General features: G+C 67.2%; 21 protein-coding genes. 4 read left to right on the top strand and 17 right to left on the bottom strand.

All coding sequences use genetic code 11. The annotated features are described in order from the left end of the window. Window positions 1-34: 34 nt before the first annotated feature. The gene (locus tag WG924_RS08730; protein WP_345932624.1) at window positions 35-973 is read left to right on the top strand and encodes a GlxA family transcriptional regulator; all 939 of its coding nucleotides are present in this window, start codon (window positions 35-37) and stop codon (window positions 971-973) included. A gap of 32 nt (window positions 974-1,005) precedes the next feature. Here the strand turns inward: WG924_RS08730 and WG924_RS08725 are convergent, their stop codons facing one another. From WG924_RS08725 to WG924_RS08660, 14 genes are all read right to left on the bottom strand, one after another. Then, entirely contained in the window at window positions 1,006-1,827 is an 822-nt protein-coding gene (locus WG924_RS08725; protein WP_345932623.1) for a phosphodiesterase, read from the bottom strand. Then, window positions 1,821-2,885 carry an ABC transporter ATP-binding protein gene (locus tag WG924_RS08720; RefSeq protein WP_345932622.1) on the bottom strand — a complete coding sequence of 355 codons (1,065 nt, stop codon included), beginning with the start codon at window positions 2,883-2,885 and terminating at the stop codon, window positions 1,821-1,823. The genes WG924_RS08725 and WG924_RS08720 overlap by 7 nt, the downstream gene beginning before the upstream one ends. Then, a complete protein-coding gene (locus tag WG924_RS08715) occupies window positions 2,882-3,730 on the bottom strand; it encodes an ABC transporter permease (protein WP_372044882.1) in 849 nt (282 codons plus the stop codon). The genes WG924_RS08720 and WG924_RS08715 overlap by 4 nt, the downstream gene beginning before the upstream one ends. A 4-nt stretch (window positions 3,731-3,734) precedes the next feature. After that, the gene (locus WG924_RS08710; protein WP_345932621.1) at window positions 3,735-4,571 is read right to left on the bottom strand and encodes an ABC transporter permease; all 837 of its coding nucleotides are present in this window, start codon (window positions 4,569-4,571) and stop codon (window positions 3,735-3,737) included. An 87-nt stretch (window positions 4,572-4,658) separates the two neighbouring features. Beyond that, window positions 4,659-5,681 carry an ABC transporter substrate-binding protein gene (locus WG924_RS08705; RefSeq protein ID WP_345932620.1) on the bottom strand — a complete coding sequence of 341 codons (1,023 nt, stop codon included), beginning with the start codon at window positions 5,679-5,681 and terminating at the stop codon, window positions 4,659-4,661. A gap of 3 nt (window positions 5,682-5,684) precedes the next feature. Continuing rightward, window positions 5,685-6,824, bottom strand: coding sequence for a substrate-binding domain-containing protein (locus WG924_RS08700; RefSeq protein ID WP_345932619.1), 1,140 nt, complete (start codon window positions 6,822-6,824; stop codon window positions 5,685-5,687). Window positions 6,825-7,058: 234 nt separating this feature from the next. Beyond that, the gene (locus tag WG924_RS08695) at window positions 7,059-9,029 is read right to left on the bottom strand and encodes a PhoX family protein (protein ID WP_345932618.1); all 1,971 of its coding nucleotides are present in this window, start codon (window positions 9,027-9,029) and stop codon (window positions 7,059-7,061) included. A gap of 148 nt (window positions 9,030-9,177) precedes the next feature. Continuing rightward, window positions 9,178-9,876, bottom strand: coding sequence for a phosphate regulon transcriptional regulator PhoB (gene phoB, locus WG924_RS08690; protein WP_188580972.1), 699 nt, complete (start codon window positions 9,874-9,876; stop codon window positions 9,178-9,180). A gap of 162 nt (window positions 9,877-10,038) precedes the next feature. Continuing rightward, the gene (phoU, locus tag WG924_RS08685) at window positions 10,039-10,764 is read right to left on the bottom strand and encodes a phosphate signaling complex protein PhoU (RefSeq protein WP_345932617.1); all 726 of its coding nucleotides are present in this window, start codon (window positions 10,762-10,764) and stop codon (window positions 10,039-10,041) included. A 29-nt stretch (window positions 10,765-10,793) separates the two neighbouring features. After that, window positions 10,794-11,579 (bottom strand): phosphate ABC transporter ATP-binding protein PstB, encoded by a 786-nt coding sequence (gene pstB / locus WG924_RS08680; protein ID WP_345932616.1) that lies wholly within the window; start codon window positions 11,577-11,579, stop codon window positions 10,794-10,796. 91 nt (window positions 11,580-11,670) lie between these two features. Then, entirely contained in the window at window positions 11,671-12,996 is a 1,326-nt protein-coding gene (gene pstA, locus WG924_RS08675) for a phosphate ABC transporter permease PstA (protein ID WP_345932615.1), read from the bottom strand. A gap of 19 nt (window positions 12,997-13,015) precedes the next feature. Further along, window positions 13,016-14,398, bottom strand: a complete 1,383-nt coding sequence (gene pstC, locus WG924_RS08670) for a phosphate ABC transporter permease subunit PstC (protein ID WP_345932614.1) — start codon at window positions 14,396-14,398, stop codon at window positions 13,016-13,018. 181 nt (window positions 14,399-14,579) lie between these two features. After that, the gene (locus tag WG924_RS08665; protein WP_345932613.1) at window positions 14,580-15,602 is read right to left on the bottom strand and encodes a PstS family phosphate ABC transporter substrate-binding protein; all 1,023 of its coding nucleotides are present in this window, start codon (window positions 15,600-15,602) and stop codon (window positions 14,580-14,582) included. A 421-nt stretch (window positions 15,603-16,023) separates the two neighbouring features. After that, window positions 16,024-17,982, bottom strand: a complete 1,959-nt coding sequence (locus WG924_RS08660) for a flavin-containing monooxygenase (RefSeq protein ID WP_345932612.1) — start codon at window positions 17,980-17,982, stop codon at window positions 16,024-16,026. Between the two features lie 182 nt (window positions 17,983-18,164). Between WG924_RS08660 and WG924_RS08655 the strand changes: the two genes are divergently transcribed. Both WG924_RS08655 and WG924_RS08650 read left to right on the top strand, forming a co-directional pair. Then, window positions 18,165-19,400: a serine hydrolase domain-containing protein gene (locus WG924_RS08655; RefSeq protein ID WP_345932611.1), complete on the top strand. Its 1,236-nt coding sequence runs from the start codon at window positions 18,165-18,167 to the stop codon at window positions 19,398-19,400. A 200-nt stretch (window positions 19,401-19,600) separates the two neighbouring features. After that, the gene (locus WG924_RS08650) at window positions 19,601-20,326 is read left to right on the top strand and encodes a TetR family transcriptional regulator (protein WP_345932610.1); all 726 of its coding nucleotides are present in this window, start codon (window positions 19,601-19,603) and stop codon (window positions 20,324-20,326) included. A gap of 36 nt (window positions 20,327-20,362) precedes the next feature. On the opposite strand, the gene WG924_RS08645 is transcribed toward WG924_RS08650, so the two are convergent. Next, window positions 20,363-21,898, bottom strand: coding sequence for an acyl-CoA synthetase (locus WG924_RS08645; protein WP_345932609.1), 1,536 nt, complete (start codon window positions 21,896-21,898; stop codon window positions 20,363-20,365). Window positions 21,899-22,118: 220 nt separating this feature from the next. Between WG924_RS08645 and coaA the strand changes: the two genes are divergently transcribed. Continuing rightward, a complete protein-coding gene (gene coaA, locus WG924_RS08640) occupies window positions 22,119-23,021 on the top strand; it encodes a type I pantothenate kinase (protein ID WP_345932809.1) in 903 nt (300 codons plus the stop codon). Here the strand turns inward: coaA and WG924_RS08635 are convergent. After that, window positions 22,993-24,441, bottom strand: coding sequence for an ATP-binding protein (locus tag WG924_RS08635; protein WP_345932608.1), 1,449 nt, complete (start codon window positions 24,439-24,441; stop codon window positions 22,993-22,995). The two genes, coaA and WG924_RS08635, sit on opposite strands and share 29 nt — an antisense overlap. A 210-nt stretch (window positions 24,442-24,651) precedes the next feature. Further along, window positions 24,652-26,949, bottom strand: a complete 2,298-nt coding sequence (locus tag WG924_RS08630; RefSeq protein ID WP_345932607.1) for an NADP-dependent malic enzyme — start codon at window positions 26,947-26,949, stop codon at window positions 24,652-24,654. Between the last annotated feature and the right edge of the window lie 9 nt (window positions 26,950-26,958).

Here is a 26,958-nt window from a genome sequence, read left to right as displayed (position 1 = left end):
TCGTTTACGGACGAGGTTTTGATTGGATGGGCCAATGATCGGCATCCTGATCTTTCCCGATTTTCAGTTGCTGGACGCGGCAGGCCCGGCCACGGTCTTCGAGATCGCGCAACGCATCGTGCCGACAGCCCCGACGGCGCGGATGATCGCGGTGCGCGCCGGCACGGTGCGCAGTTCGTCGGGGGTCGAGATCCTGTCGTCGGGGTTGAGATCGGCCAATGCCATCACCACACTGGTCGTGGCGGGTGGCTTCGGCGTTGACGAGGCCGTCGGTTGCCCGAAGACGCTGGGTTTCGTGCGCCGGCTGGCGAAACGGGGGGTGCGGATCGCCAGCGTGTGTTCCGGCGCCTATGTCCTCGCCGCCGCCGGCCTGCTGAACGGCCGCAAGGCGACCACGCATTGGTGCCGCACCCAGGATTTCGTCGCGCGCTATCCCGAGGTCAGGCTGGATCCCGACCGGATCTTTCTGCGCGACGGAACGATCTGGACATCCGCCGGCATCACTGCCGGGATCGATCTGGCGCTCGCGATCACGGCCGAGGATCATGGCGACGCGGTTGCCAAGGACATCGCGCGGCAACTGGTTCTCTATCACCGTCGCGGCGGCGGGCAGTCGCAGTTTTCGTCGCTGCTGGAACTGAAGACACCGAACGGGCGCTTCGGTCCGTTGCTGTCATGGATGCGCGAGAATCTGGATAAGACGCTGACGGTGGAGTGTCTGGCCGAGCGCGCCGGCCTCAGCCCGCGCCATTTCGCCCGAACCTTCACCGCCGAAACCGGCTCCACGCCATCGAAGGCGATCGAGCGCCTGCGGTTGGAAGTCGCGCGTGAGCGGGTGCAGTCCTCCGGCCAGTCGATCGAGCGGGTGGCCGAGACCACCGGCTTCGGCGATGCCGAACGCATGCGGCGCGCCTTTGTCCGGGCATTCGGCCACCCGCCGCAATCGGTGCGGCGGACGGCGCGTCTGCCATAGGCGCCCCGGACCATGGGCGTCGTCTCAGTCGATCAGTCGATCAATCCGCCGGCCTTGTCGAAGAACGGATGCGGCCCGTCGAAGCGGCCGGGATAGGTCAGGTGGCTGATCAGCCGGCCCGCGGGGTTGAGGTGGAACAGGCGGATGGCCGGCGGTTCCATGGTGAAGGTCGAGGGCGCCACCGGGCTGAGGTCCAGCGTCACCGCATGGGCGGCGTTGGGGGCGATGGAGACCGGCACGCCGTCGATCATGGTGTCGATCGCGCGGTGGACATGGCCGCAGGCAAGATGGCGAAGCTGCGGGTGGCGGCGCAGCACCGCGATCAACGCCTCGCCGTCGCTGAGATTCTGCACGTCCATATGGCCGATGCCGGTCTCGAATGGCGGATGGTGAACGAAGACCAGGGTGGGGGCGTCGGGGCGCGCGGCCAGTGTGGCGTCCAGCCAGGCAAGCTGCGCCGTACCGATCATCCCCCAGGGCACGCCATCGACCGAACTGTCGAGGCCGATCAGCCGCAGGGGGAAATCCTCGACCACACAGGCCGCGAAATCGACCGCCGGCGCGAACGGCACCACATCGCCGAAGGCCGCCTTCAGGGCGTCGGCGCGGTCGTGATTGCCGGGCACCGCGTACCAGGGCATGCGCAGCCGGTTCAGCAGCGGCCGCAGCACGGCGTATTCGGCAGCGGTTCCAGTGTCTGTCAGGTCACCGGACAGGATCACCGCATCCACCGCCGGCGTCAGCGCGTTGACATGGTCGATCGCCGCCACCAGCAGGCCGGCGGTGTCGACCCGGCCATAGGCGGGGCGGCCGCCGGGCTTCAGATGGGTGTCGGTCAGTTGTGCGATCAGCATGAGGCGGCCTTGTTGTCCGGCGCGGCGCCGGACGTGCCGGTCAGCGCGATACGTGCCATGTCGGGAACGTCGATGCCAATGGTCTGACCCAGGGCCAGGCCGTCACGCGGCGACAGGTCGAGCATCCAGGTCTCGCCCGCCGGGCCGTCAAGCTTCACCCGGCAGCGATCACCCAGAAAATGCACCGCGGCGACGGTTGCGGTGAGCAGGGCGGACCCGGCCGGCACGATCCGGGCATCTTCCGGGCGGAACAGGATCGCCGTGCCGTCGGGGGCGGTGGCGCGGTTCATGGTGCCGATGAAGCCGGCCACGAAATCGTCGGCCGGATGGTGATAGATGTCGCGTGGCGACCCGGCCTGCGCGATGCGGCCGGCATTCATCACGATGATCTCGTCGCCCAGCACCATCGCTTCGGCCTGATCATGGGTGACATAGACCGCGGTGATGCCCAGCGTCCGCAGCAACCCGTCGATTTCCGTGCGCAGATGCTCACGCAAGGCGGCGTCGAGCGCGGTCAGCGGTTCGTCGAGCAGCAGCAGCCGGGGGCGCACCGCGATGGCACGGGCGAGTGCCGTCCGCTGGCGCTGCCCGCCCGAAAGCTGATCGATCCGGCGGTCGGCCAGGGCCTCGATCCGGACCAGCGCCAGCATCTCGTCGACGCGGGCGGCGATGGCGGTCCGGTCCATGCGCCGGACCTTCAGCCCATAGGCGATGTTCTGGCGCACGGTCATGTTCGGGAACAGGGCATAGGATTGGAACACCATGCCGACATCGCGCGCCTCGATCGGCCGGCGGGTGACGTCCTCGCCGTCGAACAGCACCCGGCCGCCCGGATCGGGCTGGTCGAGGCCGGCGATGATCCGCAGCAGGGTGGTCTTGCCGCAGCCCGAGGGGCCGAGCAGCACGACGGTGCGCCCGGCCGGAATGTCGAGGTCGATGGGGGTGAGCGCGCGGGTGCCGTCGGGCCAGGTGCGCGCGCAGCCGCGCAGGCTGATGGCGGTTGCCCGGCTGGACGTGGTGGCGCGGGCGCGGATTGTGGAGGGCGAGGTGGCTGTCATGACGTGGTCCGTTTCGATCGGCGTCCCGCGACCTGCATCGCGACCAGCAGCGGCACGATCATCACGAAGAAGACGAGGGTATAGGCGCTGGCGATCTCCAGCCGCATCGAGGCATAGCTGTCGGCAAGCCCGACCGGCAGGGTCTTGGTCAGGGGCGTGTGCAGCATCCAGGTGAGGTTGAATTCGCCGATCGACAGCGTCACCACCATCAGCCCGCCCGCGAGCACGCCGGGCAGAGCATTGGGCACGACGACGGTCAGGAAGCGGCGGGTGAAGCCGGCTCCCAGGCTGGCGGCGCCTTCCTCCAGCGTCTTCATGTCGATCGCCACCATCACCGCGATCACCGAGCGGAGCATGAAGGGCAGGGTATAGATGACGTGGCCGGCCAGCACGAAGCTGCTTGAGGTGCGGAAGCTGCCGGCACCGCCCCAGGTGAGGATCAGCGCCAGCGCCAGCGCCAGGCCCGGTATGGCGATCGGCAGCGCCACGGTTTCCTCGATCGCGCGGGCGATGGGGCCGGGATTGCGGGCGAGCACATAAGCCGCCGGCACGCCGATGACCGCGGTGATGCCAAGGCTGGCCAGGGCCAGCCAGATCGATCGCCAGATGGTGTCGGCATACAGCCGCCAGACCTCGGCCACCCAGTCGAGGGTGAGGCCGCTCGACAGGCCGCGGAAGAAATTGACCGTCACCCCGGCCAGCGCCGACATCACCACCGGGACCACCATGAAGGCGCAGACCAGAAGCGTGAAACCGAGACCGGCCCAGAAGCCGGGGCCGCGTGGCGGGCGGCGCCGGGATGGGGCATGGCCGGGCGACGGGGGCGGGTTGTGAGCAATGGTCATGGGCTCAGCCCCCTCCGGCGGCGCTGGCGCGGCCGCCCAGGCTGCGGGCCGCGAACAGGCTGACCCAGGTGATCAGGCCCAGCACCAGCGACAGTGCCGCGGCCCCGGCGATGTTCGCCTGAAGGGTGAACTCGGTATAGATGGTCATGGCCAGCACATCGATATCGGTTGCCAGTGCGAAGGCGGTGCCGAAGGCGCCCATGGCGGTGGCGAAACAGATGGCGCCGCTGGCGATCAGACCGGGGGTGAGGGCGGGCAGCACAACGTCGCGCAGCACCCGCAACGGCCGGGCCCCCAGCGATCGCGCGGCTTCGGCCAGCGCCGGATCCAGGGTTTCGGCCGCGGCCATCACCGTCAGGATCACCCGCGGAATCGAGAAATACAGATAGCCGATGAACAGCCCGGCCGCCGAATAGGCAAAGACCAGCTTGTCGCCGGTCAGCGCCTTGCTGATCGTGGCGACCAGTCCCTGGCGCCCGCCCAGCATGATCACCAGAAACCCCACCACAACGCCTGGAAAGGCGAGCGGGAAGGTGAGCATGGCGATCAGCACCGACCGCCCCGCAAAACTGTGCCGGGCCAGAAACAGCCCGGCCACGGTCGAGATGGCGAGCGCCGTGGCGGTGACGGTGATGGCCAGCGCCAGGGTGGCGATGGTCACCGACAGATGGCGCGGATTGGTCAGGATCGACAGATAGGCGGCGGCGCCGTCGGGGCCCTGGGCGCCGGCGATGGCAAGCTGCACCAGCGGCACCAGCAGAAACGCGGTGAGCACGATGCCGGCCGGCAGCATCAGCAGCAGCAGGCGGGGCTGGCGCCAGCCCTGGACAGAGATGGACATGGGGGCAGGGCGATCAATCAGAGTGAGGCGGCAACGGCCGTGACCGCATGGCGCGATGGCACCATACGGTCACGTGTCTGTTCAGGCTCAGCGAACCTCGGCCAGATACTTGTCGGCGAAGGCCTTCTGGTTGGCGGCCATGGCGGCGTAATCGACCGGGGTGGCGCGGGCATAATCGGCGGCGGGCAGGAAGCGGGCCGCGACCTCTTCGGGCAGCGCCACGTCACGCGCCGGGCGCAGATAGGCATTGGCCCAGACCGACTGGCCCTTGTCGGACAGCACGAAGTCCAGGATCTTGCGGCCGTTATCGGCGTGGGGCGCGCCTTTCACCAGGCTCATCACATAGGGCACGACGAGCGAGCCCTCGGCCGGGATGACGAAGGCGATGTCGCCCTTGTCCTTGTACTTGGCGCGATAGGCGTTGAAATCGTAATCGATCATGATCGGGATCTCGCCCGACAGCACCCGCGCATATGAGGTCTGCTTGGGCACGATCGGGTCGTTCTTGGCCAGCTTGGCGAAGAAATCGATGCCCGGCTGCCAGTTGGTGAAATCGCCGCCCATGGCGCGGTTGATGGCAACGGCGCCGGCATAGCCGACAAAGGCGCTGGTCGGGTCGAGATAGCCGACCATGCCCTCATAGGCCGGGTCGAGCAGGTCTTCCCAACGCTGCGGCACCGGCGCGCCGCCCAGGGCCTCGACATTCACGAACAGGCCGATGGTGCCGGAATGGATGGTGAACCAGCGGCCATCGGGATCCTTCAGACCCTCGGCGATGTCGTCGAAGCCCGCCGGGCGATAGGGTTCCACCAGCCCCTGTTCGGCGGCCTGGATGCCGAAGGACACGCCGTAATAGGCGACGTCGGCGACCGGATTGGCGCGCTCGGCGGTCAACTGTGCCACGGTCTGGCCGGAATTCTTGTTGTCATGGGGCACGTCCAGGCCCAGTTCAGCCTTGATCGCCTGAAGCTGGCTGGCCCAGTCGGCCCATTCCGGCGGGCAGTTATAGCAGATGGCATCGGCGGCGGCGGCGTCTTGCGCCGGGGTCGCGGCGGCGGCTAGGATCAGCCCGGCCGCGACGGTCATCGATTTCAGAGCGGTTCCGATCATGGGTCAGCTTGTCCTTGTCGACAGGTCCAGGTCGGCGACCGGAGAGGCGGCGGGGGCTTGCTTGGCGGCGTTCCCCGTCGTCTCGACCGGTGCCACGATTGGCGAGGGTCGGGTGAAACAGACCGGACCGGTGGAGCCGGCGGGCCTGAGGGTGAAGGGCAGCAGGTGATGGCCCGGCACACTGCCAGGGGCAGGCCGGTCGCCATCGGCCGACATCAGCGCGATCAGATGGCGGGCGGCGATGCCCCCCATCGCCCGTGACGGCTGAACCACGGTGGCCAGCGGCGGGTTCAGATGGGCGCCCAGCGCGATGCCGTCGAAGCCGAAGACACTGACATCGCCCGGCACCGACAGGCCCCGCCGGGTCAGCGCGCCGATGGTGGCGATTGCCAGCCAGTCATTGGAACAGAACAGCGCCGTCGGCGGGCCGTCGGGGCCGCTGGCGAAGGCTTTGAGCGCCGCATCCGGGTCGGGCGCCTCGAAATCCACCTCATGCACACACGGGCGGGCAAGCCCCGAGGCGCGGGCACCGTCGAGGAAGCCGGCCAGACGCGCAGCCGCCCGGTCCGACCCGCCCAGCGCGCCGGTGATCATGCCCAGCCGCCGATGGCCCAGCGCCACCATATGCAGCGCCACCGCCCGGCCGGCGGCGACATTGTCGACCGTCACCGTCGGCACGGCGCGGGTCGGGGCCGGCTGGTTGTAGATCAGCACATGGGGCAGCCCGGCCTGATCCAGGCTGTCCAGCGCCGGGCTGGTTGCGGGGGCGGCGACCGTCAGGATCATGCCGTCGACCCGATAGGCGAGCAGCGCCTCGACCGCGCGCCGTTCCTCGGCGGCATCGTAATTCGACACGCCGAACAGCAGCGTGAAGCCGGCGGCGCGGGCCTCGGCCTCGATACCGGCGACGGCATCGGCGAAGACCGGATTGCCCAGCGACGGGATCATCACCCCGATCAACCGGCTGCGCCGCGATTTCAGACTGCGACCCATGCCGTTGGGCCGGAAGCCCAGCGCGGCGATCGCGGCCTGCACCCGTGCCGCCGCGTCCGGGCCCACCCGGCCGGTGCCGTTCAGCAGCCGCGACACGGTGGCGACCGACACGCCGGCGCGGTTGGCGACATCACGAATGGTGGCGGGCATCGGGGGCGGCTCCGTCTACGGCTGGGGGCGGGCTGGCCACAGAATGCGGCGGAAATGGCCGTGGGTAAACGTTTACATGATGACGTTTCGAAGACGTCGGCATGATGCAGATCTTGCTGCGGCGCAGCGTGTGCAGGGTGGAGATGCAGCAAAAAGAATGCCCCCGCATGCCATGCGGGGGCATGGTGGCGGGGGCATTCCGTCACGATGTCGAAACGCTGGTCAGACAGCCGGTCAGCCGCCGATCACACCGCCATCGGCCTTGGTGATCGCCACGACCGACGGGCGCGGCGGCACACCGTCCTTGAAATCGGGCCAGCGGGTCGAGGGGGTGTCGAAGCTCGACCCCTTGTCCTCGCCCGGATGCTGCACCGCCACGAACAGGGTGGTGTTGTCGGGGGTGAAGCAGGGGCCGCACATCTCGGCGCCGGTGGGCACGCGATAGAAATGCCGCGGCACCGCGCGGCCGGCGCCGGTGGTGTCGGTGGCATAGACGCCGTCGGCGATCTGGCGCTTGCCGGCGGCCGAGCCCTGATCGGTGGTGATCCACAACCGGCCCTTGTTGTCGAAGGCGCAGTTGTCGGGGCAATAGAGCTGGCCGGCCTCGGTGGTGCCGGCACCATAGACCGCGCCGTCTTCGGCGTTGCCGGCCATCAGGAACATGTCCCAGGTGAAGCGGCCGGCGGTGTGGTCGCCATCGGGGGCGGTCAGCTCGATCACCTGGCCGGACTCGTTCTTGGCGCGCGGATTGGCGGCGTCGAGCTGGTCGGCGGTGCGCTTGTTGTTGTTGGTCAGCATGACATAGATCTTGCCCGTCACCGGGTTCGGCTCGACGTCTTCGGGCCGGTCCATGCGGGTGGCGCCCAGCAGGTCGGCGGCGCGGCGGGTTTCGATCAGCAGGTCGGCGGCCGAATTGAAGCCGTTGGCCGCCGTCAGCGGACCCTGGCCCCAATCGAGCGGCAGCCATTCCAGGGCGCCGTCGTCGGAGAATTTCGCGACCGACAGCCGGCCGTCATCCAGGATGTCGCGGGCGGCGGCCGGGTTGGCGCGGTCGAGCTTTGCCGTGGCGATGAAGCGGTAGAGATATTCGAACCGCTCGTCATCGCCCATATAGACCACGACCGTGCCGTCATCGCCGACATGGACATTGGCGGCTTCGTGCTTCATGCGGCCAAGGGCGGTGCGCTTCTTCGGCATCGAGGCCGGATCATAGGGGTCGATCTCGACGATCCAGCCGAAGCGGTTGGGCTCGGTGGGGTTGGCGGCGATGTCGAAGCGGGCATCGAAGCGGTGCCACTGATACCAGGGCTTGTCGGTGATGCCATAGCGCTTGTGGTTGGCTTCCTCGGCGCCGGCCGGGGTGCCGGCGAAATAGCCGTGGAAGTTCTCTTCCGCCACCAGAACCGTGCCCCAGGGCGTCACGCCGCCGGCGCAGTTGTTGATGGTGCCGACAACCTTGGTACCGGTCGCGTCGGCCTTGGTCTTCAGGCGATCATGGCCGGCGGCGGGGCCGGTCAGCACCATCGGCGTGGTGCCGGTGTCGATGCGGCGCGCATAGCGGCTGCCCTCGACCACGGCCCATTTGCCGTTGCTGCGTTTCACCTCGATCACCGACTGGCCATGGGCCGCGATCTCGACCGCGACCTGCGCCTCGCTGAGCTGGGTGTCGGCCGTCACGCCCGCGAACATCATGTCGGCGCTGGTGTATTCATGGTTCACAACCAGCAGGCCATGATCGGATGCATCCGACCCGGCCGGCAGCGGCAGGTAGCCGATGAAGTCGTTGTTATAGCCGAACTGGCGGCGCTGCCCTTCGGCGGTCTGGGCGGCGGGATCGAAGGCCGGCGCATCGGCCAGAACCTTATCGCCCCAGCGGATCAGCACGTCGGCCGAATAGCCGGGTGCGACGGCGTCGGCGGTGGTATAGCCCACCGGCACCTCGGTGAAGCCCAGCGTGGTGACGGCGGCATCGGCCGCATGTGCCGCACCGGCGAGACCGGTGGTGCCGAGCAGCCCCGAGGTCAGCGCGCCACCGGCGACGACCGCGGCGGTACCGCCGAACAGGCCCTTCAGCGCCGTGCGGCGGCTGAAACGACGATCGATGATCTCGCCGATCGACGGGCCGGCCACGGTCTTGTTGGTGGGATTGGCATCGTCTTCATCGTAACGCAGCAGCCGGTCGCCCCGCGGAGCCATCTCGGTCATGATCCGACATCCTCATTCACGCAAAAGGCCGCCGGTCGCGTGCGCCGACGGCCGTGTTGCGGTGAAATTAACCGGAGGTCATGACAGGCTGGTGACACCGGAATGAAAGATCCGGCGTGATACCGGCCAGGGCCGCGCGGGCAGCGGCTCAGGCGGCCGTGCCCTGCACGTCCAGCGCATAGCCGGCCGAGCGGACGGTGCGGATCAGGTCGGGCAGGTTCTCGCCGTTCAGCGCCTTGCGCAAGCGGCGGATATGAACGTCGACCGTGCGCGGCTCGACATAAATGTCCTGCCCCCACACGCCGTCCAGCAACTGTTCGCGGGAAAACACCCGGCCGGGATGCTCCATCAGGAAACGCAGCAGGCGGAACTCGGTCGGGCCCAGATGCACCGGCTCGGCCGACCGGGTCACCTTGTGGGCGGCCAGGTCCATCTGCAGGTCGGCATAGGCCAGCACCTCTTCCGAAAAGGCCGGCCGGATCCGGCGCAGCACGGCACGGATGCGGGCGATCACCTCCTGCGGCGAGAACGGCTTCGGCACGTAATCATCGGCGCCGCTGTCGAGCCCGCGCACGCGGTCGGTTTCCTCGCCCCGCGCGGTCAGCATGATGATCGGCAGATTGCGGGTCTCGGGGTCGCGACGCAACTGGCGGCAGAGTTCCAGCCCCGAGAGCTTGGGCAGCATCCAGTCCAGCAGCAGGACGTCGGGTTTCACCTCGCGGATGCGCCACAGCGCTTCCTCGCCATCATTCGCTTCCTCGACGGCGAAGCCGGCCCGTTCCAGATTGTAGCGCAGAATGGTGACGATCGCGGTTTCGTCTTCGACGACCATGATCTTCGGACGCATCGCTCGGGTGTCCTCCATGGGCGTTACGCGGCGGCGGCATCAGGGTCGCGGCCTGCCGGGTCGGATGTTTGAAGATGGGCGCGGCGCGGGGGCGGTGCCGGGTTTGGATGAGGAGAGAGGCCGCGCGCGGAACCGGCCTTGAGAGCCGGTTCCGCCGGGCGGTCAGTCGTCGACCGCGGCCTCGCCCGACCGGTTGATCACGGTCTCGGCCTTGGGGCGCAGGGTGTGGGGCTTGCTGCCCTCGACCACGAAGATCACCTGCTCGGCGATGTTGGTGGTGTGGTCGCCCATGCGTTCGATGTTCTTGGCGATGAACAGCATATGGGTGCATGCGGTGATGTGGCGCGGGTCTTCCATCATGTAGGTCAGAAGTTCGCGGAACAGGCTGTTGTGCAGCTCGTCGACCTCGGCATCATGGCGCCAGACCGCGCGGGCGCGCTCGGCATCGCGCTCGACGAAGGCGTCGAGCACGTCCTTCAGCATCCGCTGCACGACAGCCGCCATCCGCGGCAGCACATGCACCGGGCGTACCGGTGCCGCCTGGTTCAGAATGATCGCGCGCTTGGCGGCATTCTTGGCCAGATCGCCCATCCGCTCCAGCTCGGCCGCGATCCGCATCGCGGCGAAGGCCAGCCGCAGATCGTTGGCGACGGGAGAGCGCAGGGCGAACAGGCGGACCACCTGTTCCTCGATCATGTCTTCCAGGCCGTCGACCTTGCTGTCGCCGGCGACGACTTCGCTTGCAAGCTCGCTGTCGCGGGTGGCGATCGAGCGCATCGCCAGATCGATCTGGGTCTCGACCTGTCCGCCCATGCGGACGATGTCGTTGCCCAGACGCGCGATTTCCTCGTCGAAGGATTTCACGATGTGCTGGCCGGTGATGGGCATGGGTATGGTCTCCCCCTCAAGGCTTCCGGTCAGCCGAACCGGCCGGTGATGTAGTCCTGGGTGCGGGTTTCACGCGGGTTGGTGAACACCTGCTCGGTGTCGCCATACTCGACCAGCTGGCCCAGATGGAAGAAGGCGGTGCGCTGCGACACGCGGGCCGCCTGCTGCATCGAATGGGTGACGATGGCAATGGTGTAGTTCTCGCGCAGCTCGTCGATCAGTTCCTCGATGCGCGCGGTGGCGATCGGGTCCAGCGCCGAGCAGGGCTCGTCCATCAGAATCACTTCCGGGTCGACCGCGATGGCGCGGGCGATGCACAGCCGCTGCTGCTGGCCGCCCGACAGGCCGGTGCCGCCTTCCTGAAGGCGGTTCTTCACTTCCTCGAACAGGCCGGCGCGCTTCAGCGACCGCTCGACGATATCGTCGAGCTCGGCGCGACTGTCGGCCAGGCCATGGATGCGGGGCCCGTAGGCCACGTTCTCGTAGATCGTCTTCGGGAAGGGGTTGGGCTTCTGGAACACCATGCCGACCCGCGCCCGCAACTGCACCACATCGACCATGCGGTCATAGATGTCGGTCGTCTCAAGCTTCACCTTGCCGTCGATCTTCACGCCGGCGATGGTGTCGTTCATGCGGTTCAGGCAGCGCAGGAAGGTCGACTTGCCGCAACCCGAGGGACCGATCAGCGCGGTGACGCTGTTGGCGAAGATGTCGAGGTCGACATCGAACAGCGCCTGCTTCTCACCATAGAACAGGTTGAGCTTGCGCGCGGTCATCTTGGGCACGGCGCCCGAGGGGATGGAGCTGCTGTTCATCGGGCGGAGTCTCCGCTGAAGGGTCCGGCCCGCGGCCCGGATCTTGCTGTCGGGCGCGCGGGATCAAGGGGCTTGGATCAGAGAGCGGGGCTCACCAGCGGCGCTCGAACCGCCGGCGCAGCACGATCGCGATCGCGTTCATCAGGATCAGGAAGCTCAGCAGCACCAGAATGGCGGCCGCGGTCTTTTCGACGAAGGCGCGTTCCGGGCTGTCGGCCCACAGGAAGATCTGAACCGGCAGCACGGTCGCGGGCGACGAGAAGCCCCCGGGCGTGTCGGCGATGAAGGCGACCATGCCGATCATCAGCAGCGGGGCGGTTTCACCCAGCGCCTGCGCCATGCCAAGAATGGTGCCGGTCAGCACGCCGGGCATGGCCAGCGGCAGCACGTGGTGGAACACCACCTGCACCGGGCTGGCGCCCAGCCCCTGGGCGGCCTGACGGATCGAGGGCGGAACCGCCTTCAGGGCGGCGCGGGTGGCGATGATGATGGTCGGCAGGGTCATCAGCGCCAGGGTGAAGCCGCCAACCACCGGTGCCGATCGTGGCATGCCGAAGAAGCCGATGAACACCGCCAGACCCAGCAGACCGAACACGATCGAGGGCACCGCCGCGAGGTTGTTGATGTTGACCTCGATCAGATCGGTCCAGCGGTTCTGGGGCGCGAACTCTTCCAGATAGATGGCGGTGGTGACACCGATCGGGAAGGACAGCATGAAGCAGATGAACAGCGTCAGGGCCGAGCCCACCGTGGCGCCCCAGATGCCGGCCAGCTCGGGCGACCGGCTGTCGGCGCCGGTGAAGAAGCGGGTGTTGAAGGCACGGTCGACGGCATCCTTGGCGTCCAGCGCGTCATACCAGCCGAGCACACGGTCATCGACCCGGCGCTGGTCCTCCGGCAGATCGCGATCGATCCAGCCCTTGTCCAGCATGTCGATATCGCCTGAGGCGGTCAGCCAGATGGTCTGGGTGGTGCCGATCAGCTCGGGGTTCTCAAGCACGAAGTCGCGCAGCTCGAACCGGGCATCGCGGCTGAAGACGCCCAGCGACTTCAGGATATCCCGGCGCTGGGTGGCGCCGAAATTGTCGCGGACGATGTTGGTCATCAGGCCGGTGTAGTTGGCATCGCCGATAACCCGCAGGTCGCGATTGCCTTCAGGGTCGAGCAAAGCGGGGTCGAGATTGACCTCGACCGCGATCTGGGTCTGGGTGAAGGCACCCAGACCCTGGCCGGCCAGGGTGCTGAGCAGCACGACCAGCATGGTGATGGCGAGCAGCACGGCGCCGAGGCCATAGGCCTTGAAGCGGCGTTCCGAGCGGCGACGGGCCTTCAGCCGGGTGGCGGCGGCCGCCCCGGCATGGGGGCTTTCCCGGCGGATGGCGGGGGCGTTGGTCTGGTCCATGGTGCTGTCGGTCATGACCTGTGGCTCCCGTCGCTCAGTCATATGCCTGGCGGTATTTGCGGACGATGTGCAGGGCGACCACGTTCAGCGCCAGCGTCATCACGAACAGCACCAGGCCCAGGGCGAAGGCGGCCAGTGTCTTGGCGCTGTCGAATTCCTGGTCGCCGACCAGCAGCGTCACGATCTGCACGGTCACCGTGGTCACCGCCTCGAAGGGGTTGGCGGTCAGGTTGGCGGCGAGGCCGGCGGCCATCACCACGATCATCGTCTCGCCGATCGCGCGGGAGAAGGCGAGCAGGCAGGCGGCGGCGATGCCCGGCAGGGCGGCCGGCAGGATGACCAGCTTGATGGTCTCCGACGTCGTGGCGCCAAGGCCCAGCGAGCCGTCACGCATGGTCTGGGGCACGGCATTGATCACGTCGTCGGTCAGCGAGGACACGAAGGGGATGATCATGATGCCCATCACCAGACCGGCGGCCAGCGCCGATTCCGACGCGGCATCGATGCCCAGCCCTTCCCCGAAGCCGCGCACCAGCGGTGCCACGGTCAGGGCGGCGAAGAAGCCATAGACCACGGTCGGGATGCCGGCCAGGATCTCAAGCAGCGGCTTGGCGACCGCGCGGGTGCGGCGGCCGGCATATTCCGACATGTAGATGGCGGCCAGCAGGCCGATCGGGATGGCGACCAGCAGGGCGATGAAGGTGATCAGCAGGGTGCCCGCGAACAGCGGGATGATGCCGAACGAGCCTTCCGCCGCGACCTGATCGGCGCGGATCGCGATCTGCGGGCTCCAGTGCAGGCCGAACAGGAAGTCGAAGATCGGGATGCGCTGGAAGAAGCGGATCGATTCGAACAGCACCGACAGCACGATGCCGATGGTGGTGAAGATCGAGAGTGTCGAGGCGATGATCAGCAGGATGCGCAGGATCCGCTCAACCCGGTTGCGGGAGCGGAAATCGGGGGTGATCCGCCGATAGGCGAAGGTGAGGCCGGCCAGCGCCAGTGCCATACCGATACCGGCGAAGGCGAGGTTCACCGTGCGGGTCAGGCCGAGGATGATCGAGGCCGCTTCCTGCACCGCCGGGGTCGGTTCCCGTGAGACGATGTTGCCGGTGGCGAGGTTGTAGGCATCGGCCATGAACAGATTGACCGGGCCGCTGCCGGCGGCGACCACGTCGGGCGGGATGACATCCGACACGGCGCCGTTGATCAGCGGCGTGCGCAGCACGATCCAGGTCAGCGCCATCAGGATCGCGGGCAGGCCGCACCACAGCGCGACATACCAGCCGTAATATCCCGGACGCGAATGCAGCGTCGACATCTTGCCGCCGGCAAGCGACATCGACCGTCTGCGTCCCAGGAAAAATGCGATCGCGCTCAGGATCAGCACGATCAGCACGAATGAGCTTACCGTCATGCGCCGCCTCTGCCTTCAGGCATCGGGCCGTCGCGGGTGCCGTCAGTCTCCGGCATCCCGGCCCGGTCAGGATAACGGCGGCTTCGCTGGCAATATCGGTGCCGGGCGAAGCCGCCGCTGTCGTCACGTCAGGCATTCACGGGGATCATGGGATGATGACCGCCCATGGATATGCCGTCGGTCACATCTTCATCGGAGTCAGCGACTGCGCGGTCTTGGCAACCTCGGCGCGCTCCGCGTCCGGCAGGGCGATCAGGCCGCGCTGGGCCAGATAGCCGACCGGGCTGAACGCGTCTTCCGAGGTGAACTCGGCGACATATTCCTTGATGCCCGGCACGGTGCCGACATGGGCGTTCTTGACGTAGAAATACATCGAGCGCGAGACGGGGTATTCGCCGCTGGAGATGGCGTCATATTCCGGCGCGATACCTTCGACGGTGGCGGCCTTCACCTTGTCGCCGTTCTCTTCCAGGAAGCTGTAACCGAAGATGCCGAAGGCGGTCGGGGTCGAGACCAGCTTCTGCACGATCAGGTTGTCGTTCTCGCCGGCTTCGATGAACGCGCCGTCTTCGCGCATCGACTTGCAGATCGCGCCGCGCATCTTCTTGTCTTCGATGGCCTTCACGGCATCGAACTCTTCGCAGCCATGTTCCATGACCAGCTCGACGAAGGCGTCACGGGTGCCCGAGGTCGGGGGGGGGCCCAGAACCTCGATCGCCTCGTTCGGCAGCGACGAGTCGATCTCGTTCCAGCTCTTGTACGGATTGTCGACCAGCTTGCCGTCGACCGGAACCTGCTTCGCCAGCGCCTGCCAGATCTGGGCGCGGCTGATGTCCATCGTCGGACCATTGATGTTGTTGGCCAGCACGATGCCGTCGAAGCCGATCTTCACCTCGGTGACCTCGGTGGCACCGTTCTTGGCGCATTCCTCGACCTCGGACTTCTTGATCCGGCGCGAGGAATTGGTGATGTCGGGAAACTGGGTGCCGACGCCGGCGCAGAACAGCTTCAGACCGCCGCCGGAACCGGTGCTCTCGATGACCGGTGTCGGGAAGCTGGAAGTCTTGCCGAATTCCTCGGCGACCGCGGTCGCGAACGGATAGACGGTCGACGAGCCGACGATGCGGATCTGGTCGCGGGCGAGGGCCGGGGTGCTGATCGCAACGATCGCAACCGCCGACAGAAGCGCGGCTTTCTTGAACACGGTTCCAACTCCTGTTGGATGTAAACTTGTGTGCTGTCCGGTGGCCGTGCGCCGACCGGTGCCGATCTCGAACGCGGCGGCGGCGGATGTATGTCCGTCTCGGCCTGCGCACCCCATGGTCTAATCCTGCTCAGAGACGGGAATATCACAGTTCGATGACAGAATTATGACGAGAAGCCATGGCCGCCATGCATGGCGGCCTCCCGCTAAATCAAGCTGTTTCATTGGCTTAATCCAGGACTGACAGTGGTTTTCGACCATGCGGACCATGCCCCGGCGGTTGTCTAGCAAACCGGCAGCCTGTCACGGAAGCACTTGGTCTCCTTACATAAAATCGCGGCGGGGACAGCCCCGCCGCCCGATGATCATGACAGCCCTGTTACCCCTGTTCAGCCTGTGGGTGTGACGAAACCTGCCGGTGTCAGCCGCCGAACAGGTAATCGGCCGGGTCGACCGCGCGGGTCATGCGCCAGAAGTCGTCATTGCGCCAGGGGGTGATCGCCACCACCCGTCCCCGACTGTTCCGATACCAGTTGTCGGTGCCCTGATGGGTCCAGATCATGCGGTCGTGGTGGACATCGACCTGCTGGTTATAGCGATCATGGACACCGGCGCGGACCTCGATGGTGCGGGCCTTGCAGGCGAACATCCGCTCCAGCGCGCTGATCAGGTAATCGGTCTGGAGTTCCACGGCGGCGATGATGCTGCCGCCATGGCCCAGTCCGACATTCGGCCCCAGCAGGGTGAAGAGATTGGGGAAGCCCGGAATGGTGGTGCCCAGATAGGCGCGGGCGTCGTCGCCATCCCAGACCTCGGCCAGCCGACGGCCATCACGGCCGAAGACCTCGAACGACGCCAGGAATTCCGACGCCCTGAAGCCGGTGGCCATCACCAGCACGTCGGCCTGATGGCGGCTGCCATCGCCGGCAATCAGGGTGCTGCCGCGCACCTCCGCCAGCCGCTCCGTCACCAGCGAGACATTGTCGCGGGCGATGGTGCGATACCAGCCATTGTCCAGCAGCATGCGCTTGCCGAAGGGCGGGTAATCGGGCAGCACCTTGTCGACCAGATCGGGGCGCTCGGCCAGTTCGTCGCGGATATAGGCGGTGAAAGCGCGGCGATGGCCGTCATTCACAGCATTCAGTGCCCGTTCAGGATGTGGCCAGTCGGGATCCTTCTGCAGCGAGCCGTGGATGCGGTCGTTGAAGGTCCAGGCCAGACGCTGGCGATACCAGGCCTGATACAGCGGCAGGCTGCGCAGCAGGAAGCGGACCGGATCGGGCACGGGCTTCCTGAATTGCGGGAAGGGGGCTGCCCACTGCTTCGATCGCGCCAGAATGGTCAGATGCGCCACCTGACCGGCGATCGCCGGTGCCACCTGCATCGCCGATGCGCCATTGCCGACGATGGCCACGCGCTGTCCCGCAAGATCCAGCCCCTCGGGCCAGCGGGCGGTGTGAAAGCACGGGCCGCTGAAGCCATCGAGGCCGGGGATGGCCGGCACCAGCGGGGTGTTCAGCACGCCCACGGCGCTGATCACGATATCGGCGGCCAGTATGTCGGTGCGGCCGTCATCGCCCCGGGTCGTGACCGCCCACCGGCAGGCGGCCGCATCCCAGCGTGCGGCCTGAACGGTGGTGTCGAAGCGGGCGCAGGTCCGCAGCGCGAAGCGCTCGGCCACGCCTTTGAAATAGGCGAACAGCTCGCCCTGAAGCGCGAAATACTGCGGCCAGTCGTGCTGGGCGAACGAGAAGGAATAGATATGGTTGGGGGTATCGACCCCGGCACCGGGATAGCGGTTCTCGCGCCAGGTGCCGCCGAAATCATGGCCCTTTTCCACAATCGTTACCCGGATGCCGCGCGCACGCAGCCGGATGGCGGCGCAGATCCCCGACACGCCGGCGCCGATGATCACCGCATGAAAGCCTGCCGGGACAGCGGACGGGGCGGTGTCGTCTATGACCGTGTCCAGCCGGTGCGGCTTCAGCCCAAGGCCGGATGCGATGATTTCGCCATAGGCGGCCGGCACCGGCTCGGCCATCGCCACGCTCAACATCCGCACCAGCAGGTCGTCGGATGGCGCCGGGATCGCCACCGGCCGGCCATCGCGCCAGGCCAGAACCGCCGCGAGCGCCGCATCGCGGATACGGGCCTGGATGTCGTGGGCCAGGCCGCCATCGTCGTTGTCGTCGAGCCCCCGGCCCCGGCGCGGCCGATATGGCGCGTCCAGCCACGACGGATCGCCGGTCAACTGCACCAGCACCATCAGCAGGGTGGGGATGTTGGCGATGCGGATCGCCGCCGCAAAGGCCTTATCCGGGGCCGCGCGGGCCTCGTCGGACGGCGGCGTGATGCCGGGGACGGGCGTCTGAATGGTCATGCTGAAGGTTTCCTCACCCCATCTGCGGGGTTCACCCCCGCCTGTTGACGCATGTCGGGCCTTGGTTTACGGTAATTAAGCCGATTGCTTTAGTCGATAGATTTATATGATCGACTTAAATCTGCAACGGCGGCACCGGGTCAGGGCTGCACCGACGGGTGACGAACAGAGAGGACAACCGCATGACCATGGCGCATGCCGCGGCCGAGCCTTACCGGCGTGCCCTGGCGATGGTCGGGGACAGTGAGATCCGCGTGGACGGTATCTGCCATCCGCGCTTCACGGCGGTGGCCGATGCCTTCGCCGATAATTTCACCACCCATAACGAGGCCGGCGCCTCGGTGAGCGTGGTGCATGACGGCCGGGTGGTGGTGGATCTGTGGGGCGGCATCGCCGACCCCGCCACGGGCCGGGCCTGGGCGCCTGACACGGTGGTGGTGGTGTTCTCGGCCACCAAGGGCGCGACGGCGCTGTGCCTGCATCTGCTGGCGGCGCGCGGGCAGTTGGATCTGGATGCGCCGATCGCCGATGTCTGGCCGGATTTCGCCGCCCATGGCAAAGGCCGCGCGACTGCGCGCATGATCCTGGACCACAGCATCGGCCTGCCGGTCATCCGCGCCCGGCTGAAGGTCGATTGTCTGACTGACCCGGATTACATGGTGGCGCATCTGGCCGACGAGACCCCGTTCTGGGAACCCGGCACCCGTACCGGCTATCATCCTCTGACCATGGGCTTTCTGGCTGGCGAGCTGATCCGGCGGGTCGACGGCCGCGGCCTCGGGGAATTCTTCGCCGACGAGATCGCCGGGCCGCTCGGCCTGGATTTCTGGATCGGGCTGCCAGAGGCGCGGGAGCCACGGGTGGCGCCGGTGATCGTCCACCGCCCGGTGCGTGATGTGCCGCCAAGCCCGTTCCTGATGGCGGCGCGCGAGGCCGGCAGCATCCAGAACCTGTTCGTGTTCAATCATGGTGACTGGTCGGCGCGCGGCGTGAACACCCGCGCCGGGCGCGCCGCGGTGATCGGTGCCGCCAGCGGTGTGACCAATGCCCGTGGTCTGGCCGGGATGTATGCGGCCTTGCTGGCGCCGGCGGGCGACCCGCTGGGGATTGGCGCCGGCCGCATCGCCCGCTTCGCCGACCCGATGGGCGCCACCCAGATGGATGCCACGCTGCTGCAACCGACCTGTTTCGGTCCCGGATTCATGCTGCGGATGGACAATCGCGGCCGGCCGGGCAATCCCGACAGCCTGATCGTCGGCCGGGCGGCGTTCGGCCATGTCGGCGCGGGTGGATCGGTGGGCTTCGCCGACCCCGATCGCGGGCTGGCCTTCGGCTATGCCATGACCCGCATGGGGCCGGGGTTGCTGCTGAACCCCCGCGGCCAGTCGCTGGTGGATGCCGCCTACCGGTGCCTGTAAGACAGGGCATGTGACCGGGCGTATGATCGGCCGGCAGCGTCGGCCTTTCCCGGCTTGTCCACACTCTGTCCCCAGGTTTTTCCGTCGTTTTCCACCCGCTTTCCCACCAGATTTCCACCGGTTTTTCCCTGGTTTTCCCCTGGATCTCCCGGTGATATCCCCAGGCTTTTCCACAAAAACGGCTCACAACGGAGACCCCGATGGCCCAGGACCGGTTGCCCGACCGCGGCGATGGCGGCATGCCCGCCGCCGCGGCCGAGGATGCGACCCGCGACCGCCTGAAGGCGGCGGCCCGGCGGCTGTTCTCGCGGCATGGCATCGATGCGGTGTCGGTGCGCAACATCGTCACCGAGGCCGGCATGCGCAACGGCGCCTCGCTGCACTATTATTTCGGCGCCAAGGACGCGCTGGTGCGCGAACTGGTGGTGGAAGCGGCAATGCGCAGCGACCGCGCCCGCAATCTCAGGCTGGATGCGATGGAAGCGGCCGGCGGCCCGCGGCGCTTAAGCGACGTGGTGCGGCTGATGATCGAGGTGGAAACCATCGGCACCGGCGACCCCGACGAGGTCAAGGGCCTGCCGATCGGCTTCGGCCATATGCGCTTCGTGATGGCGGTGCAGGTCAACCATCGCGCCCTGTTCCTGGACGCGGTCGGTGATCGCTGGGTGTCGAGCTATATGCGTTGCATCGACCATCTGCGTCGGTTGCTGGCGCATCTGCCGGCACCGGTGGTCAGCCAGCGTCTGGCCTTCATGGCCCTGTTCATGAACAGCAGTCTGGCGGCGCGCGAGGCCGCTTTCGAGGCGGATCCGTCGGGCGGCGGCCTGTGGGGCAAGCCTTATGCGCTCGACAATCTGATCAGCGCGATCTGCGGCGCGCTCGACGCGCCGCAGATACCGGAGCTTGAGACGCGCGGGCCGGACTGAGCCCGCGCGTCTGATCGGCTGTGGGGCGGCGGCGGATCAGCCCTCGGCGAAATCCTGGCGCAGCGTGCGCTTCAGGATCTTGCCGGCGGTGTTGCGCGGCAGGGCGTCGATGAAGTGGACGGTCTTCGGCACCTTATAGGCGGCCAGACGCTCGCGGGCATGGGCGATCAGGGTTTCGGCATCGACCTCATGGCCGGGGCGCAGCACCACCATCGCGGTCACCGCCTCGATCCATTTCGGATCGGGCAGGGCGATCACCGCCACCTCCGACACCGCCGGATGGGTGAACAGCGCGTCCTCGACCTCACGGCTGGCCACGATCACGCCGCCGGTCTTGATCACATCCTTGACCCGGTCGACGACGAAAAGGAACCCGCCCTCGTCAAAATAGCCGACATCGCCGGAATGGAACCAGTCGCCCGAGAAGGCCTCTTCGGTCTCGTCGGGCTTGTTCCAATAGCCGATCAGCAGTTGCGGCGAGCGGTGGACGATCTCGCCCTGTTCGCCCGGCGCCATGTCGTTCATCTGCGCGTCGACGATGCGGGTTTCCACATTCATCACCGGCCGGCCGGCCGAGGCCGGGCGGTCGGTGTGCTCATCGGGGCCGAGCACGGTGGCGAGCGGCCCGATCTCGCTCTGGCCATAGCAGTTATAGGGCCGGGCGCCGGGCAGCCGCCGGCGCAGTTCCTCAAGCACCGGCACCGGCATGATCGAGGCGCCGTAATAGACATTCATCAGCGTGGCGAGGTTGCGGCGGTCGAAATCCTCGTGACGCAGCAGGCTGATCCACACCGTCGGCGGCGCGAAGAACGAGGTGATCGCCTCGCGCTCGATCAACTCCAGGCACAGCGCCGGCACCGGGGTCTGGATCAGGATGGATGTGGCGCCGACCAGGATCTGCGGCATGGTGAAGCAATGCATCTGCGCTGAATGATACAGCGGCAGGGCCGCCAGCGCCCGGTCGCTGCCCTTCAGGTTCAGCTCGACGATGCAGCTTGCATATTCGGCCAGCAGCGCGCGATGGGTCATCATCGCGCCCTTGGGGGCCGCCGTGGTGCCCGAGGTGTACAGGATCTGGGCGAGATCCTCGTCGGCGACACCCGCATCCAGTGGCGCCGCGTCGTCGGCCGCCAGCGCGATCGCCAGCGGGTCGACATCGGCACCGCCCGTCATCGGCGTCGACAGCAGCAGATCCACCCGGCCGGCCACCGCCAGCGCGGTCTGGGCCAGATCGGGATCGTGGATCAGGCCGCGGGCGCCCGACTGGTCGACGATGTAATGCAGCTCGGGCTCGGTGAGGGCATAGTTGATCGGCACATGCACCAGACCGGCGCGCAACGCGCCCAGCCAGGCCAGCAGATAGGCATCGGAATTGCGGGCATAGACCGCCAGCCGGTCGCCCTTCACGAAGCCCAGATCCAGCAGCCGCCGGCCGATGGCATCGGCGGCGCGGTTGATCTGCGCGAAGCTCCAGCGCCGCTCGCCATGGATCAGCGCGGTCTGGTCACGGAACTTGGCGGCGGAGCGGCGCACGGCGTCGTTGATGGTGTTTCTGCGGATCACATCCGACATGGCATTTCCCCGGTGGTCTTCTGGCTGTTGCCTGGCAACTGGTTGCTCCGGTGCTCATAGCATGATTCCGGGGCGCGGTGACCGGCTGATCTGCCATAGTCTGTGCGGGATCGGGTTCATCACGATGGAGACGGAGCAACCGATGTCGGACGAAGACAGCAAGCCGGGTGGCGCGCGGGCGGCGGATGGTCACGTGGCGCCGGCGGAATGGCCGGGATACATGACCTTCGACCGGCCGGGCTGGGCGGCCTTGCGCGCCAACACCCCGATGACCCTGGCTGAAGACGATCTGGCGGCGCTGCGCGGCCTCCAGGATCCGATCGGCATCGCCGATGTCGAAGAGGTGTTCCTGCCGCTGTCGCGGCTGCTGAACCTGCATGTGGCTGCGGCGCGCCAGCTTGGCCAGGTGAAGGATGCCTTCCTTGGCCGGCCGGTCAAGCGGCCACCTTATGTGATCGCGGTGGTGGGCAGTGTCGCTGTGGGCAAGAGCACCTTCGCGCGCGTGCTGCGGGCGCTGCTGGCGCGCTGGCCCGATCATCCCCGGGTCGATCTGGTCACCACCGATGGCTTCCTGTATCCCACCCGGGTGCTGAAGGAGCGCGGGCTGATGACCCGCAAGGGCTTCCCCGAAAGCTATGACACGGCGGCGATGATCCGCTTTCTGGCTGCGGTGAAGGCCGGAGAACCAATGGTGGAGGCGCCGGTCTATTCGCATCTGAGCTATGACATCGTGCCCGATGCCGGCCAGAGCGTCCGCCAGCCCGACATCCTGATCCTGGAAGGGCTGAACCTGTTGCAGGTGAACCCCACCAGCAGCGTGGTGGTCTCGGATTTCTGCGACATCTCGATGTATCTGGATGCCGACGAGGCCGATGTCGCCGCCTGGTATGTGCAGCGTTTCCTGCTGTTGCAGAAAACCGCCTTCCAGAATCCATCCTCCTATTTCCACCATTACCGTGACCTCAGCCACGATGCGGCCGTGGAAACCGCGCGCGGCATCTGGCAGACGATCAACCGGGTGAACCTGCACGACAACATCCTGCCGACCCGCAAGCGCGCCGATCTGGTGCTGCGCAAGGCGGCCGATCACACGATCAGCGAGGTGCGGCTGCGGATGACCTGACCGGCCTGGCGCCGTCCGCCGACCCGGCCACCGGCAGGAAAATGGTAAAGCTGCTGCCCTCGCCGGGCTTGCTGTCGATGGCGAGGTGGCCGCGATGGCGGTTGATGATGTGCTTGACGATGGCAAGGCCAAGACCGGTGGAGCCGACCTGACGCGACCGGGCGCTGTCGACCCGATAGAAGCGCTCGGTCAGCCGGGGCAGGTGCTCGCGCGGGATGCCGTCGCCCTGGTCGGTCACCGAGAACGCCACCGCGTCCATCACTGCCGCCAGCCCCACCGGGCGCGGTGCCTGGGTGGTGCGGAACAGCCTGACCGTGATCCGGCTGTCATTGCGGCCATATTTGATCGCGTTGTCGATCAGGTTCTGCGCCACCTGGGCCAGTTCGTCGGCATCGCCCAGCGCCGAGGGCAGGCCGGGTTCGGCGCCGACCTCGATCTCGATGCCGCGGGCGCGGGCCTTGAATTCCAGCCCTGAGATGACATCGTCGACCACATCGACCAGATCGACCGCCTGGGCGGGCGGCATGTGTTCGTTCATCTCGATACGCGACAGGGACAGCAGGTCGTTGACCAGTCGCGACATGCGCCGCGCCTGATCGTCCATGATCGACAGGAAATGCTCGGCCGCCTCCGGGTCGTCCTTGGCGGGGCCGCGCAGGGTTTCGATGAAGCCGATCAGGGTGGCGAGCGGCGTGCGGATCTCGTGGCTGGCATTGGCGACGAAATCGGCGCGCATCTGTTCCAGCTTGCGGATCTGGGTCAGGTCGTGCAGCGCGATCACCGCGCGGCGGGCATCGCCCGGATCGTCGCCGGCGCGCAGGGTCTCGACATGGGCCTTGTATTCCCGCCGGTCGGGGGCTGCGGTGGAAAACACCACATCGGCGAAATCGCCGCGCACCAGTGCCTGATCCACCGCATCCAGCAGCGCCGGATGGCGCAGAACCGCCACCAGTTCGCGGCCCACAAGCCCTTCACCCATCGCCTCTTCGGCGGCGCGATTGGCCGAGCGGATGCGGATGCGTTCGTCCACCGTCAGCACCAGCAATGGCAGCCGGTCCAGAACCTGGGCGAAATCGCTGGCCTGGATCGCCAGACGCTCGGTGCGCCGGCGTTCCTTCAGCCACAGCCGCAGCATGGCGCGGGCGATGTCCTGCACGATCCGGCCGCCGGGCGGGGGGGCGGGGCGTTCCTCGCCCTGGGCCAGCGCCTCGGCGAAATCGCGCAGGGCATGAAAGCCGCCCAGCAGTAGCTGCGCCACCGCCACCGAGCCTGCCAGCGCCACCAGCATGCCGGCCACCGCCCACCACCACGACAGGGCGCCGACCAGGCCCAGCCCCGCCAGCGTGCCGGCCGATGGTGCGGCGATCGCCGCAGTCGCCCCCAGAAGTCGTGTAATCTCGCTGCGGTCGAAACCAGCCATGCCTTGTCTCCGCCAGCGCCCGGCCCCCCGTGACCGGCGCGACCCGACAGACTGCCCGAGCCACGGCGCCGGTCAACTGTCGCGGGATGAAAGTTTCGCGTAACTCGACGGGAGACAAGCCTGCCCCGACACGACGACGCGCGCAAACCCGCCGGGGGCTTGCGCGCGTCGTGCTTGGCCGGGCATGGCCTGGATGGGCGTCCGCGTGGATCAGCGGTGCGCCTTCTCCTGCCCGTCGACCAGAGCGTCATGGGCGGCGACAGCGGCGATATTGACCATTTCGGCCACGGTCGCGCCCATCTGCACGATCTGCACCGGCTTCGACATGCCGCGCAGCAGCGGCCCGATCTGGACCGCGCCACCCAGGTTCTGCAACAGCATCGCCGAAATATTGGCGCTGTGCAGGCCGGGCATGATCAGCACATTGGCCGGGCCGGTCAGCTTGCAGAACGGGTAATAGCGCTGCATCAGTTCATGGTCCAGCGCCACATCCGCCGACATCTCGCCGTCGAATTCGAAGTCGACGCCGCGGCTTTCCAGGATGCGGCAGGCGGCACGGATCCGGTCGGCCTTCTCGCGGTGCGGGTTGCCGAAATTGCTGTAGGACAGCATGGCCACCCGCGGCTCCAGCCCGAAGCGCTTCGCCGACGCGGCGGCCTGGATGGCGATGTCGGCCAGCGCCTCGGCTTCCGGCAGTTCGTTGACCGTGGTGTCGGCGATCATGATCGTGCGGCCGCGGCTGACCATCACCGACAGGCCGATCAGGCGCTGGTCCGGCTCGGGATCGATGACAAGCTGCACGTTTTCCAGCGCCACCCAGTAATTGCGGGTCAGGCCGGTGATCAGCGCGTCGCCGTCGCCGCAGGCGACCATGCAGGCGCCGAAGACGTTGCGGTCCTGGTTCACCAGCCGCTGGACGTCGCGATACAGATAGCCGCGCCGTTGCAGGCGGGCATAGAGGAAGTCGGTATAGGCCTTGTTCTTGTCCGACAGCCGGGCGTTGTGGATGTCGATCTCGAGGTCGGAGCCGTCACCCAGGCCCAGCCTCAGCATGCTGGCCTTGATGTGCTCTTCGCGCCCGATCAGCACCGGCTTGCCCAGGCCGGATTTGGCCCACTGGGTGGCGGCGCGGATGGTCTGCTCTTCCTCGCCCTCGGCGAAGACCACGCGCTTGGGGTTCTCGTGCACCCGCTCGATGATCCGCTCCAGGCTGTCGGCCGTGGGGTCGAGCCGGGCGCGCAGCGCGCGGACATAACGGCCGCGATCGACCAGCGGCTTGCGGGCGACGCCGGTCTCGGTGGCGGCCTTGGCGACGGCCAGCGGCACGGTGGTCATCAGGCGCGGATCGAACGGCGCCGGAATGATGTAGTCGCGGCCATACTGCATGCGGCGGTTGCCATAGGCGCGCGCCACCTCGTCGGGCACGTCTTCCCGCGCCAGCCCGGCGATCGCATAGGCGGCGGCGATCTTCATCTGCTCGTTGATTTCCGTGGCCCGCACATCCAGCGCGCCGCGGAAGATATAGGGGAAGCCCAGAACGTTGTTGACCTGATTGGGATAATCCGACCGGCCGGTGGCGACGATGGCGTCGCTGCGCACCTTGGCCACCTCTTCGGGCGTGATTTCCGGGTCGGGATTGGCCATGGCGAAGATGATCGGCTGCGGCGCCATCGAGGCCAGCATCTCAGGCGTGAACGCACCCTTCACCGACAGGCCGAACACCACATCGGCGCCCTTCAGGGCATCGGCCAGGGTGCGGGCATCGGTTTCCACCGCATGCGCCGACTTCCACTGGTTCATGCCCTTCTCGCGGCCCTGATAGATCACGCCCTGGCTGTCGCAGAGGATGGCGTTCTCGTGCGGCAGGCCCATGGCCTTGACCAGTTCCAGGCAGGCGATGCCGGCGGAGCCGGCGCCGTTGACCACCATGCGCACGTCGCGGATCGACTTGCCGGTGATCTCCAGCGCGTTGATCAGGCCGGCGGCCGAGATGATCGCGGTGCCGTGCTGGTCGTCGTGGAACACCGGCACGTCCAGCAGCTCGCGCAGCCGCTGTTCGATGATGAAGCATTCCGGCGCGCGGATGTCTTCAAGATTGATGCCGCCCCAGGTGGGGCCCAGGAAGCGGACGCAGTTGACGAACTCATCCACGTCCTCGGTCGAGACCTCGATGTCCACCGCGTCGATATCGGCGAACTTCTTGAACAGGACCGCCTTGCCCTCCATCACCGGCTTCGAGGCCAGCGCCCCCAGATTGCCCAGACCCAGAACCGCGGTGCCGTTCGAGATGACGGCGACCATATTGCCCTTCGACGTATAGTCGTAGGCCTTGTTCGGATCCTTGTTGATGTGCAGGCATGGCCAGGCAACGCCGGGGCTGTAGGCGAGCGACAGGTCACGCTGGGTCATCAGCGCCTTGGTGGGCGTGATCGACAGCTTGCCCGGCCGATCTCCCTGGTGGAATTCCAGGGCCTCCTGCTCGGTCACATAGTACTTCTCGCCATCCATCCGGCTTGC

This window comes from Tistrella arctica, assembly GCF_039630945.1.
In the GTDB taxonomy this organism is placed as follows: Bacteria; Pseudomonadota; Alphaproteobacteria; order Tistrellales; family Tistrellaceae; genus Tistrella; species Tistrella bauzanensis.
This window is presented reverse-complemented; position numbering and strand designations above follow the sequence as displayed.

Excerpts from the sequence above, each read along its gene's own strand:
- WG924_RS08630 (WP_345932607.1), bottom strand. The coding sequence starts at position 26,949 with ATGGATGGCGAGAAGTACTATGTGACCGAGCAGGAGGCCCTGGAATTC.
- pstC (WP_345932614.1), bottom strand. The coding sequence starts at position 14,398 with ATGACGGTAAGCTCATTCGTGCTGATCGTGCTGATCCTGAGCGCGATC.
- WG924_RS08695 (WP_345932618.1), bottom strand. The coding sequence starts at position 9,029 with ATGACCGAGATGGCTCCGCGGGGCGACCGGCTGCTGCGTTACGATGAA.
- phoU (WP_345932617.1), bottom strand. The coding sequence starts at position 10,764 with ATGCCCATCACCGGCCAGCACATCGTGAAATCCTTCGACGAGGAAATC.
- WG924_RS08635 (WP_345932608.1), bottom strand. The coding sequence starts at position 24,441 with ATGGCTGGTTTCGACCGCAGCGAGATTACACGACTTCTGGGGGCGACT.
- WG924_RS08730 (WP_345932624.1), top strand. The coding sequence starts at position 35 with ATGATCGGCATCCTGATCTTTCCCGATTTTCAGTTGCTGGACGCGGCA.
- WG924_RS08645 (WP_345932609.1), bottom strand. The coding sequence starts at position 21,898 with ATGTCGGATGTGATCCGCAGAAACACCATCAACGACGCCGTGCGCCGC.
- WG924_RS08715 (WP_372044882.1), bottom strand. The coding sequence starts at position 3,730 with ATGACCATTGCTCACAACCCGCCCCCGTCGCCCGGCCATGCCCCATCC.
- WG924_RS08725 (WP_345932623.1), bottom strand. The coding sequence starts at position 1,827 with ATGCTGATCGCACAACTGACCGACACCCATCTGAAGCCCGGCGGCCGC.
- WG924_RS08650 (WP_345932610.1), top strand. The coding sequence starts at position 19,601 with ATGGCCCAGGACCGGTTGCCCGACCGCGGCGATGGCGGCATGCCCGCC.
- coaA (WP_345932809.1), top strand. The coding sequence starts at position 22,119 with ATGACCTTCGACCGGCCGGGCTGGGCGGCCTTGCGCGCCAACACCCCG.
- WG924_RS08710 (WP_345932621.1), bottom strand. The coding sequence starts at position 4,571 with ATGTCCATCTCTGTCCAGGGCTGGCGCCAGCCCCGCCTGCTGCTGCTG.
- pstA (WP_345932615.1), bottom strand. The coding sequence starts at position 12,996 with ATGACCGACAGCACCATGGACCAGACCAACGCCCCCGCCATCCGCCGG.
- WG924_RS08720 (WP_345932622.1), bottom strand. The coding sequence starts at position 2,885 with ATGACAGCCACCTCGCCCTCCACAATCCGCGCCCGCGCCACCACGTCC.
- WG924_RS08700 (WP_345932619.1), bottom strand. The coding sequence starts at position 6,824 with ATGCCCGCCACCATTCGTGATGTCGCCAACCGCGCCGGCGTGTCGGTC.
- WG924_RS08655 (WP_345932611.1), top strand. The coding sequence starts at position 18,165 with ATGACCATGGCGCATGCCGCGGCCGAGCCTTACCGGCGTGCCCTGGCG.
- WG924_RS08660 (WP_345932612.1), bottom strand. The coding sequence starts at position 17,982 with ATGACCATTCAGACGCCCGTCCCCGGCATCACGCCGCCGTCCGACGAG.
- phoB (WP_188580972.1), bottom strand. The coding sequence starts at position 9,876 with ATGCGTCCGAAGATCATGGTCGTCGAAGACGAAACCGCGATCGTCACC.
- WG924_RS08705 (WP_345932620.1), bottom strand. The coding sequence starts at position 5,681 with ATGATCGGAACCGCTCTGAAATCGATGACCGTCGCGGCCGGGCTGATC.
- pstB (WP_345932616.1), bottom strand. The coding sequence starts at position 11,579 with ATGAACAGCAGCTCCATCCCCTCGGGCGCCGTGCCCAAGATGACCGCG.